Here is an 11928-nt window from a genome sequence, read left to right as displayed (position 1 = left end):
TGTGACAGATTGACATTTTTTCCAATTTGTAGCCCAATAGGGATATCCTATGGATTTTTCAAAGAAATACCTTATTTTTAATTCTTAAAATATTTTAAAAATGAAGTTGAAATGTACAGTTTTTATTCTGCTCATCATGACTTGTTTCGTGTATGCGCAGAAAAAGCCTTTAGACCATTCTGTTTATGACAGTTGGCAAAATATCGGCTCGAGAAAAATCTCAAATGATGGTAAATGGGTTGCCTATTCTGTGGATGCTCAGGAAGGAAATTCTATCCTTTCTTTATTTTCTGTAAAAAATAAAACAACAAAGAAGTTTGAAAGAGCTACAAAAGTAGATTTTACCAATGATTCCAGGTTTGCTGTGTTTCAAATCAGACCTCAGTATAAAGATATAAAAGCGGTAAAAGATAAAAAATTAAAGAAAAATAAATTAACGAAAGACAGTCTGGCTATTGTTGATTTCGTCAATGATAAAACAGAGAAAATTCCTAATGTAAAGGGATTTAAAATTCCCGAAAAAGCGGGTTCTTATGTTGCTTATCTTTTGGAAAATATAAAAGACAAATCTTCGGATGATGCTTCTGATAAAGAAGACGGAGACGAAAATAAAGACGAAGACAAAAATGTAAAACCTTTACAGCTTGTAGTGCGAAATCTATTGGATGGAAAAAGTACAACCTATGATAATGTTGTACGCTACGAGTTCAGTAAAAATGGAAAGCAGCTTGTTTTTGTGACAAAAAAGCCAGACGAAAAAAAGGATAAAAAAGAAGGAAAAGAATCAACAGATGAAAAATCTGCGGATAAAAAAGATACTGACAAATCAAAGCCGAAGAAATATGCATTGCAAACCGTACAGGTAGTAGATCTGCAAAAAGGAACTGTAAATAAAATTTCTGAAATGGAAGGTGACTTTTCCCAGTTATCTTTTGACGAAGATGGAAATCAGTTGGCCTATGTAGGTACTTCTTCTGCACAGAATGATTTGGTGAAATTGTATCAGTTGTATTACTTTAATTTTAAAGGAAACAAAAAAGGAATTGTCACCAATGAGAATGCTCAGATGAAAAAGAATTGGGTGATTTCTGAAAATCGATTACCCCTATTCAGTAAAAATGGAAAACAGCTGTATTTTGGTGTTGCTCCAAAACCTGTTGCAAAAGATACGGCATTGATTGCGAATGACCATGCTGTAGTAGATGTCTGGAACTATAGAGATGACTATTTGCAAACAGTACAGCTAAAAGAATTAAAAAATGATCTGAAGAAATCATATGCAGCAGTAATGCAAACAGAAAAACCGGATTTCTTCAGAAATATTGATGGTGAAGACTTAGATACTTTACGATTGGTGAATGAAGGAAATGCAGAATTTGCATTGGGAATTACCAGTATCAACAACCGGATTTCTTCACAATGGGAAGGGGCAACAAAGAAAACGTATTTTCTGATCGATAATAAAACGGGAGACAGAACCGAAATTATTCAAAACCTGAATGGAACAGCAGCTGTATCTCCGCTTGGTAAATTTGTTGTGATCTTTGACAGAGAAAAAGGGAAATGGTTGAGCTATAATGTGAAGACAAAACAAACCCTGCCATTGAATACAGGCCTACCTGTTTCCTTCGTTGATGAAGAATTTGATATGCCGGATTTTCCAAATTCTTACGGGATTGCATCCTGGACAGATAATGATGAATCTGTAATTATCAGAGACCGTTATGATCTCTGGGAATTTTTCCTGGATGGTTCAAAAAAGCCAAGAAATATTACCAATGGATTTGGACGTAAGAATAAGATAACATTCGATACTTACGATTTGGATAAAGATATTAAAAGCTTAAACCGAAAATCGACTATTTATTTATCAGCGTTTGATAATACAACTAAGGCGAACGGTATTTTTAAAACATCCATTCAGAAGAATTCTGATCCTGTAAAAATTCAGATGGAAAATGTCTGGGGATACAGAACCCTTCAAAAAGCAAAAAATGCTGAGGAATATATTTTGGTAAAAGAATCGTACACAGATTCTCCCAATATTTTTGCAACATCAGATTTCTCAGAACAACAAAAACTAAGCAATACTAATCCTCAGCAAAATCAATATAACTGGGGAACAGATGAATTGGTAAACTGGACAACACCAAAAGGAAATACTTCCACAGGAGTTTTATACAAGCCGGAAGATTTCAATCCAAATAAAAAATATCCGATGATTGTTTATTTCTACGAAAAACTTTCGGACAATCTGAACCGTTATGTTGCACCAGCTCCCACGCCTTCAAGATTAAATATTTCTTATTTTGTGAGCAACGGATATCTGGTTTTCACACCTGATATTTCATATACAGATGGTTTTCCTGGAGAATCTGCGATGGAATATATTAATTCAGGAGTTGAAAAGCTAAAGCAAAATTCCTGGGTAGATGGTACTAAAATCGGAATACAGGGACAAAGCTGGGGAGGTTATCAGGTAGCCTATCTTATTGCTCACACCAATATGTATGCGGCTGCATGGAGTGGGGCTCCTGTTGTTAACATGACTTCTGCCTATGGAGGAATCCGATGGACTTCAGGAATGAACAGACAGTTCCAGTATGAGAAGTCACAAAGCAGATTGGGCAAAAACTTATGGGAAGCACCGGATCTTTATATTAAAAATTCACCGCTTTTTACCATTGATAAAGTTCAGACTCCGGTAGTTATTATGAGTAATGATAAAGATGGAGCTGTGCCATGGTATCAGGGTATTGAAATGTTTACCGCACTACGCCGTCTCGGAAAACCGGTATGGCTTCTGAATTATAATGGTGATGATCATAACCTTATGAAACGGCAGAACAGAAAAGATATTCAAATCCGGGAACAGCAGTTTTTTGATTACTATCTTAAAGGTGCTAAAGCTCCGGTCTGGATGACAAAAGGAATCCCAGCGACCCAAAAAGGAAAAGATTGGGGATTTGAGCTTACAGATGATAAACCTAATTAATAAAATTCCGGCGGAGCCAAAGGCTCCGCCGGAATTTTTTATTCTCAAAACAATAAAGAGCACACTGACACAATGGCATTTTTTTTATGTTGGGTCTGTTGAGCACTTTTATTATATTTACCGCCAATTATAAATAACAGTATGGGAATCTTTGATTTTTTTAAGAAGAAAAATAACAGTCAGGAAAATGTAAGTACTCCGGTTCAGGAAATGGAAATGCCGGAAGAAAAAGTAGTAGAGGAAGTGGTGGAAGAAGTTGTGCAAACAATACCGGAAGTCTCTTCGCAGCCGGTAGAAGAACCGAAAGTAAATGAAGAATATGAAAAAATCAGGATTTATAATGATTATATCGTGTATTCTATTGCCCTTCAGCTAAGAGGAGAGTATACGCCTATTTCTGCTTTTGAAAAAGAAAACGGGGAGGTAGAAGGTTTTGCCTATATGGTTACTGAAGATGCTTATGCACTTTCTCCACAACAGGCGATTGCACAAATGGAAGAAAAGTTCGAAAGTGAACTTCAGGAAGGAAAGATTAAATCTTATGTAATCCTGTATCATTCTCAGTTTGATCATAACGGTAATCACACTCTGGCCATTCAGGAAGGGGAGTTCAAGGGAATTTCACTTGCGTATCACTTTGCGGGTGATGAAAAGAAGAAAACAGGGTTGCCTTATATTTTCGAAAACCAGAATATTACTTACAAAGGTTTTGCAGAGTTTTCTCATGAAGAAAATAATGCAATCATGAATCATCAGTTGATTGAGGGACAAAATTATTTCCAGAATACAGAAGGAATTGCAGCTCCTGAAATGACGAATGAAGCAGGAATCATCATCAGAAAATCGAACGTTCATAACATGATGAATACATGGAGTGGAATTTTTGGTCATCAGAATTTCCAGACTAAAGATTACGGTCAGTATCTGAATGCTATTCTTACACAGTCTGAATCTTCTGATCCACCAGTGGATATTAAGAGCAAAACAGAATTTGATGGGGTAACATTTAAAACTACTTTAACGGAGGAATTAAGCATTATCATTCCGGAAGTAACAACGGATTATACATTGGATTTTGAAACAAGATCAATCAGGGAATGGGAAAATGCCTTGAATTTACAGGCGATTGTAGCAGGACCTGCCAGAGAAACCTTTGGTGTTTGGTTCTTTGCGACAGATTATGCTGAAAACAAAAATACCTACATGACACAGCCTCATCTGAAGGTAAATATCAGTGGAATTGTTTTCATCCTTGATATTCATACCAATACAGATTTACCTGACGGGACGAAAATGAGTGAAGATTTCACAACCTATGTACCAAGTCAGGATCTTCCTAATTATGCATGTTTTGATTTTATTGGTCAGGTGGTAGACTTTAAGGAAACTGAATTGCTTGAAGATAGAAGTGTTAAAGGATATATTTTGAAGTTGAAGCTGATCACCAATGAAGAGAATGAAGATTTCTTTACCATTGATGCTTTTGTGAACAAAGAGAACATGAGAATGGAAACGCTTACAAAAGGAATGAAGGTTACCGGAGCCCTTCAGCTTCAGGGTAAAATTGCTGGATAATTTTAAAAAAGATAAAATTCAAGAGGTTGTTCTACGGAATAACCTCTTTTTTATTTTCTGATCCTTCATTTAATTTAATCACCAAGAGTATATGATTCAAAAGCTGATTATAGGGGATCAAAAGATTGCGACTTTGTTGCTAAAGGAGTGAGGCGTTTGCTTAGTTCGAATCAATGAAATTGATTCTACTCTTTGTTCCCCTAAAAGTATTACAACAGCATACAGATGAAACCTTTGCGTTAAAAAATCATTATTTTGAAAACAAAAAAGGCAATCCGAAGACTGCCTTTTCTATATTTTATGAAAAATTATTTGTTTTTCATTTCTTCCTTGATCTTAGCTTCCAATTCTTCAGCAAGATCCGGATTGTCTCTTAAAACATCTTTTACAGCATCACGTCCCTGACCCAATTTAGTCTCTTCGTAGCTGAACCAAGAACCACTTTTCTTCACAATTCCCATATCTACAGCAGTATCAAGAATTTCTCCTACTTTAGAAACTCCTTCTCCATACATGATATCGAATTCTGCCTGCTTGAAAGGAGGTGCTACTTTGTTTTTCACAATTTTCACTTTCACACGGCTACCGATAGCTTCATCACCTTGTTTGATAGGTGCGCTTGCTTTTCTGATATCAATTCTTACAGAAGCGTAGAACTTAAGGGCGTTACCTCCGGTAGTCGTTTCAGGGTTTCCGAACATAACACCGATTTTTTCTCTCAACTGGTTGATGAAGATTACAGTACATTTTGTTCTTGAAATCGTAGCGGTAAGCTTTCTTAATGCCTGAGACATCAATCTTGCATGAAGACCCATTTTGGAATCCCCCATTTCACCTTCAATCTCTGCTTTTGGTGTAAGAGCAGCAACAGAGTCAATTACAACGATATCAATAGCTCCTGAACGGATTAAGTTATCTGCAATTTCCAAAGCCTGCTCACCGTTGTCCGGCTGAGAAATGATCAGGTTTTCAAGATCAATTCCTAATTTCGCAGCATATGTTCTGTCGAAAGCGTGTTCAGCATCAATGAATGCTGCAATACCACCTGCTTTTTGAGCCTCAGCAATAGCATGAAGGGTCAACGTTGTTTTACCTGAAGATTCCGGACCATATATCTCAATGATTCTTCCTTTTGGGTATCCGCCTATTCCTAAAGCAATATCTAAACCTAAAGAACCGGAAGGAATTACTTCGATAGTATTGTCTATAGATTCATCACCTAAAGTCATTACTGTTCCCTTTCCATATGTTTTATCTAGCTTGTCAAGCACTAAAGCGAGTGCTTTTTTCTTATCATCAATGTTACTCATCTCTATTAAAATAATTTCTCAAAAATACATAATTTATATATCAAAAGCTAATATTATTTATTCCTGAAAGCTGTTTTTAGAGTTAAAAAATGATAAATTTTTACGGCTGATCTCATTCATAACGAAGCACATGCGGAATGTAATATCTAAAGTGTTTTTAAATGTTTTTTACTTAAGTAAGATAAGTTGTTTTTATTTGAAATCGCAAAGGCGCCATTCTTTTAATATAGATTATGCTTTAAGGCGCAAGGATTTTATCCCCGATAAAATTGAGTAGTGTATATGTTTTTTACCTCACGCTGATTTTGCTGATTACGCAGATACTCATAAAAATCTGCACTATCTGTTTGATCTGCGAGAATATTCTAAAAAATGAACTTTCTCCTTCCTGAAAATCTAATATTGAGTGAGTCGAAATGTTTTTGTGCCTTAAAAATTTCTATAGTACATGAAAACTCTTTGCACTATTTGCGCTTTCAAACCAAATAACATTTTAATGAAAATTTGAACCTTTGGTAATTGCAAGATAATCTTCCAGTACTTTCATCTGGTCCTTGTTTCCTCTTTTTATTCTCGATTCTCGACTGACCAGTTGATCATAAATTGTATTGAAAAGTATTTTTGATTTTGGAAACAGATTTCTGAAAGGAACTTCCGGAATTTGTAATCTTTTACACACTTCGTCATCCAAAAGAAACCAGGTACAGCAGACGTGTAGATATTTTAAATTTTTTCTTTGAAATTCAAATTTTAAGATAGGATTTTCGAGAGATTCATCCAGCAGAGAATGAGCCAGAAGAACAGAATCTTTATCTGAAGGGGGCTGAACAGAAGTCCATAAATAAAAATATTCCGTTGCCTGTTTTTTATCGTCAGGAAGAAGCTGCTCCGGAATTCCCAAAAGATAACCTACGTATTTCCAGAGATGAAAAATTCCTTGTTCTTCTTCAACAGAAAAACGATTTCCTAATTTCTGAAGACTATGAAGAAATACCAGACTGAACCCGATATACGTTGCCATCATATCCCATGAATTGATAGGCTCTCCCCAGTTTTCTGTATCCCAGTCTTTATAATGTTTTTTAATGGAAAGTCTTGCGTAGGAATGGATCAGACGGGTTTTTATCGCAAATTCATATCCTTTTGCATGAACTTCCAGCGCATTGTATCGGGTTGCATTTACCCAGAAATCCAATGTTTCCGAAAGACGCTTCACTGCACCTTTTTTCAGTGCTTCTGTGACAATAAGGGGTTTGTTGAGGTAGGCATAATCATAGCCGCCAATCAGACAATAGTCTCTCAGGGAGATCAGAGAATCCAAATTGCTTCTCATACAAAGTTCAGCACCGCTTTTAAGAAGTTTATAATCGAGCCAATCAGGAACTTTTTGAGTTTGGCTGAACAATTTTTTTACACTTTCAGGAACATCATCATTTTCCGAAACTCCATTTCTGATATAGTGTTCAATCTCTCTTGAAGCCTCATGAAATTTTTTAGTAAAATAAACATCTTTTACTACCTCATCTCCCGTTTCATCCGTATGATAAAAATAGGGCGCAAATTTTTCAAATTTTTCAAAGCTCACTTTAGCTCCGGAAAATTCAATAAGCTGCTTTCCGTTACCATGTTCCCAAAAGTTCCTGAAATGGGGAGCATCTTTAAAACGAGGTTGTATCATGTTTCATCCTTTACCTATAAAAGTACAAGTTTTATGCTGAAGTTCTCCGGTGAGATTTATCAGGATTATCATTGATTTCTACAGATATCCCCATTCAAATGTTTTTTTTATGAGTTCAGAGCTATTTTTGCAGTCGGATTTTCTTAAAATATTTTTTCTGTGGGTACGTACCGTTTCTTCCGAAATATTCAGCAGATCGGAAATTTTACATGTTGCATATCCTTTTGCAATGCAATTAATGACTTCAACCTCTCTTTTGGTGAAGATGACAGGAATAGATTCGGGGAATTTGCCATGATCTATCCATTGCATCTGGTGAAAGTCTTCCCGGCCATTGATTCCGGAAACCAATACAACATAAGAATTTTGATGGGTTATATGTTCGATATTGGTGTGGATATTAACGGCCTGTAAAAGCCTGCCGTTTTCATCTTTATACGTGTGTAAAGCCTGATGATGGAACAATTCATAATTGCCTTTTGATGTTCTCATCCTGAAACAGTAGCTGGTTTTCAGTTCCTGCTGATAATCAAAACCATCTATTTCCTTTATTTTTTCGATGGACATTCTCTCTGCTTCCATCACAAATTCTATGTCGTCGGGATGGATGAGGTCTATAATTTCTTTCAGATGTACAGGATGTTTATGGAGGCCATGTATTGCTAAAATATCTTCATCGTGATTACAGATGATGGTACTATCTGCGAAATTAATGACATAATAATAGAATTTCCCCGGAGCAAAAATTTCTCCGATTATATTTTCAATGGTGGGAACGGGTAATATTCTGCTGTCATTCTGTAAAATTTCAGGATAGTCATTCCAGACCTTAATGAGGGGATGAGGTCTTTTTGCATGAGTCAGGTGCTTTTTTTTCATTGGTTAATGTTTTCTTAAAAATAATAAAATTATGTTAAATAAAATCACCCTTTTGTGGTATTTCGTGTGGTAGGTGATTATTGTAGCTTTAAATAAAACTAATGACCATGGAAACTTAATTTCTGAAACATCTCTTTTATGGTGATAATTCAACCAATGACAATTCAAAAAACTTTAATCTGAAAAATAAATAACCATGAGAACAAAAATTTTATTGCTTTTTCTATTCTGGACTGTTATAGTCTGGGGACAAAACACAAAAGGAGAAAAATATGAAAAGGGATTGGATAATAGTATAGCCAATAATATTTATACTAGAATAAATACATTAGTAACCTCAAGTAATATGAGAGGAGATTTCTCTGTAGACGTGTCAAAGGACTTTTTAACCTCTTTAAAGTTAAATATGGAAACTAAGGATAAAAATTTTAGTATACTTCTACAAAACGATATAGGCTCAACAAATAGTTATACTCCATTATTTAGTGAAGGAAAATGGGCTATTGATAATAGTTTGGGTGCTACTGCTAAATGGCATTTTGAAACATCCAGATGGGTGTTTAATAGTGACTTTGAGTCACTAAAACAAAAAGGATTATCTAATGATTCTATTTTCAGCCAACTAGACAAAGAAAATAAATTATCTCAATATAGGACACAGTGGATTTCTGCAGGTTTAAGATGGGACTATAAAGAGTATATGTTATTGGCAGATGATCTTACTCCAACTACTGAGAATCCCTTTATTTCAAAAAGATTAAATTCTTATATTATTTCTGCTGCTTGGAACATGCTTTGGGTTACCTCTTATAAACATGGAATTTATTTTACAGGCAGTTTGGGATATTCATTTCAGAATAGAGGTAATAACTATTCTAAATTAGAAAATATTGTTGTCCAAAGGACTACAGAAATAAGAGATGGTCAGAATATTCTTCTAGTTTCAGAACCAGAGAAAAAAGGTAAAAAAGGGACATTGTTGATTAGCAATGCTCATACAATTGCAGGCGATTTACATTTTACAATTGCTCCTCCAAAATTTGGAGTAGGGTTTGATATATTTTGCATTCCATCATTTAAATTTATTGAAGCTGAGAAAATATTTAATATTAGGACTGGTTTAAATGTTGCTATTACAAAAGATGACAAATCTAAAGTGAATGTTGGTTTTGTTGTTGATTTTAAAGATCTTACAGAGCCGTATAAAGATAAAAAAGATAGGCAGAATAGAATAGTTCCGGGTTTAATTATAGGTATTCCTATTCCTGATTTTAAAAAATAATTATAAACAAAAAGGTAGTGTCCAAAAAGTCGGTAACACCTTCTGAGATTCGGATATTTATATACTCTTCCTGTATAGGGGTCGAATAGAATCAGCAAAAATTGAGGCTGACCAAACTTTTTGGACAGCCTCTTATATTACTTATCACTCATTACTTATTACAAAGAAGCCGCGTGTACAAGCATATCAACTAACTTGTTAGAGTAACCCATTTCGTTGTCATACCAGGAAACAAGTTTCACGAAGTTAGGAGAAAGCATAATACCTGCATCTTTGTCGAAGATAGAAGTTCTCTTATCTCCTACGAAGTCCTGAGATACTACTGCCTCTTCAGTATATCCTAGGATCCCTTTCAGTTCACCTTCAGAAGCCGCTTTGATTACTGAACAGATTTCTTCATAAGAAGCAGCCTTTTCAATTCTCACTGTTAAATCTACTACAGAAACGTCAACAGTTGGTACTCTGAAAGACATACCTGTTAATTTTCCGTTTAATGAAGGGATTACTTTTCCTACTGCTTTAGCAGCACCTGTAGAAGAAGGGATGATATTGTTCAGAGCAGCTCTACCACCTCTCCAGTCTTTCATTGAAGGACCGTCAACAGTTTTCTGAGTAGCTGTTGTAGCGTGTACAGTAGTCATCAAACCTTCTACGATTCCGAAGTTATCGTGGATTACTTTAGCTAAAGGAGCTAAACAGTTTGTAGTACAAGAAGCATTTGATAAGATTTTGATATCATCAGTAAGTTCCTTGTGGTTTACACCCATTACGAACATTGGAGTATCATCTTTAGAAGGAGCAGAAAGGATTACTTTCTTAGCACCTGCAGTAATGTGTTTTGCAGCGCTTTCTTTATCTAAGAATAAACCAGTAGATTCTACTACGTAATCTGCACCGATTTCATTCCACTTTAGGTTGCTTGGATCTTTTTCAGCAGTTACTCTGATTTTTTTCCCGTTTACAACAAGGTCATTTCCTTCTACAGAAACTTCACCTGGGAAAATACCGTGTACAGAGTCATATTTTAACATGTAAGCCATGTATTCTGCATTGATTAGGTCATTGATTCCTACAACTTCAATGTTGTCTCTTTCAGTCATTGCTCTGAAAACAAGACGTCCAATTCTACCAAAACCGTTGATACCTACTTTAATTGTTGACATAATAGTTTGTTTTTATTAGATTATAAAAATAATTAGATTGCTAAAATTTCTGAAATCAGTAAAAGATCTTTATTGATTTCGTTATGTTTTTTAATGGCTTCTTCTATTGGCGTATACGTCAGATCGTTGGAACGCATTCCTGCCATTACATTGGTTTGTCCTTCCATTAATCCGGTTACAGCACCATAACCCAGTCTGCTGGCCAAAACTCTGTCTGCACAGCTTGGAGAACCTCCTCTCTGCATATGTCCCAAAATCGCTACACGAATGTCATAATCAGGGAAGGTTTGTTTGGTTTTTTCTGCAAGCTCATAAACGTTGGCTAGTTTTTCACCTTCTGCAACCACCACAATACTTGATGCCTTTCCGGTTTTTTCAGCATCCCTGAATTTTGTGAAAAGCTCATCAATACTGTCTTTTTTCTCAGGAATTAAGATATCCAGAGCTCCTGTTGCCAATCCACTGTTTAAAGCAATAAAACCAGCATCACGACCCATTACTTCCACAAAGAAAACCCTGTTGTGGGAAGTTGCTGTGTCACGGATTTTGTCAATGGCATCCATTGCAGTATTCAAAGCAGTGTCGTAACCTATGGTATTGTCTGTACCGAAAATATCGTTATCAATAGTTCCCGGGATACCGATTACTCTGATTCCGAATTCTTCATTAAAGATTTTTGCACCGGTGAAAGTTCCGTCTCCTCCAATACATACCAATCCGTCAATTCCTAGTTTTACACAATTATCGTAAGCTTTCTGACGGCCTTCTTTTGTTCTGAACTCAGTGGATCTGGCAGACTTTAGAATGGTTCCACCCTGGTTGATTATATTTTTTACGGAACGAGCTCCCATTTTCAGGAAATCATTGTTGATAAGACCATTGTAGCCTTCTCTTACTCCGTAGCATTCGATATTATAATAATTGGCGGTTCTTACTACCGCTCTTAATGCCGCATTCATACCCGGAGAGTCACCTCCTGAAGTAAGAACTGCAATTTTTTTTACAGCACTCTCTTTCATCAAGTAAAAAATTTCGAACACAAATTT

8 protein-coding genes are annotated in these 11928 nt (G+C 35.7%); 3 read left to right on the top strand and 5 right to left on the bottom strand.

The window, feature by feature from the left end:
* The first annotated feature begins 100 nt into the window (after positions 1-100).
* Together A1704_RS22805 and A1704_RS22800 are read left to right on the top strand one after the other, a co-directional pair.
* Positions 101-2995: an alpha/beta hydrolase family protein gene (locus A1704_RS22805; RefSeq protein WP_062676288.1), complete on the top strand. Its 2895-nt coding sequence runs from the start codon at positions 101-103 to the stop codon at positions 2993-2995.
* Between the two features lie 141 nt (positions 2996-3136).
* A complete protein-coding gene (locus A1704_RS22800; RefSeq protein WP_062676287.1) occupies positions 3137-4570 on the top strand; it encodes a hypothetical protein in 1434 nt (477 codons plus the stop codon).
* A 308-nt stretch (positions 4571-4878) separates the two neighbouring features.
* Here A1704_RS22800 and recA read toward each other — a convergent pair whose 3' ends face one another.
* The 3 genes from recA to A1704_RS22785 all read right to left on the bottom strand — a co-directional run bounded on the left by recA (position 4879) and on the right by A1704_RS22785 (position 8437).
* Positions 4879-5880, bottom strand: coding sequence for a recombinase RecA (recA, locus tag A1704_RS22795; protein WP_062676286.1), 1002 nt, complete (start codon positions 5878-5880; stop codon positions 4879-4881).
* A gap of 493 nt (positions 5881-6373) precedes the next feature.
* Entirely contained in the window at positions 6374-7558 is a 1185-nt protein-coding gene (locus tag A1704_RS22790) for an oxygenase MpaB family protein (RefSeq protein ID WP_062676285.1), read from the bottom strand.
* Positions 7559-7636: 78 nt separating this feature from the next.
* Positions 7637-8437 carry a response regulator transcription factor gene (locus A1704_RS22785; RefSeq protein ID WP_062676284.1) on the bottom strand — a complete coding sequence of 267 codons (801 nt, stop codon included), beginning with the start codon at positions 8435-8437 and terminating at the stop codon, positions 7637-7639.
* 196 nt (positions 8438-8633) lie between these two features.
* On the opposite strand from A1704_RS22785, the gene A1704_RS22780 reads away from it, so the two are divergent.
* Positions 8634-9719 carry a hypothetical protein gene (locus A1704_RS22780; protein WP_062676283.1) on the top strand — a complete coding sequence of 362 codons (1086 nt, stop codon included), beginning with the start codon at positions 8634-8636 and terminating at the stop codon, positions 9717-9719.
* 158 nt (positions 9720-9877) lie between these two features.
* Here the strand turns inward: A1704_RS22780 and gap are convergent, their stop codons facing one another.
* The gene (gene gap / locus A1704_RS22775; RefSeq protein WP_047096698.1) at positions 9878-10882 is read right to left on the bottom strand and encodes a type I glyceraldehyde-3-phosphate dehydrogenase; all 1005 of its coding nucleotides are present in this window, start codon (positions 10880-10882) and stop codon (positions 9878-9880) included.
* A gap of 32 nt (positions 10883-10914) precedes the next feature.
* The gene (gene pfkA / locus A1704_RS22770) at positions 10915-11901 is read right to left on the bottom strand and encodes a 6-phosphofructokinase (RefSeq protein WP_062676282.1); all 987 of its coding nucleotides are present in this window, start codon (positions 11899-11901) and stop codon (positions 10915-10917) included.
* Positions 11902-11928 lie beyond the last annotated feature (27 nt).

The sequence above is a fragment of the Chryseobacterium cucumeris genome, from assembly GCF_001593385.1.
GTDB classification, from domain to species: domain Bacteria; phylum Bacteroidota; class Bacteroidia; order Flavobacteriales; family Weeksellaceae; genus Chryseobacterium; species Chryseobacterium cucumeris.
Note: the sequence above shows the minus strand (reverse complement) of the source record. Positions and strands in the feature narration are given on the sequence as shown.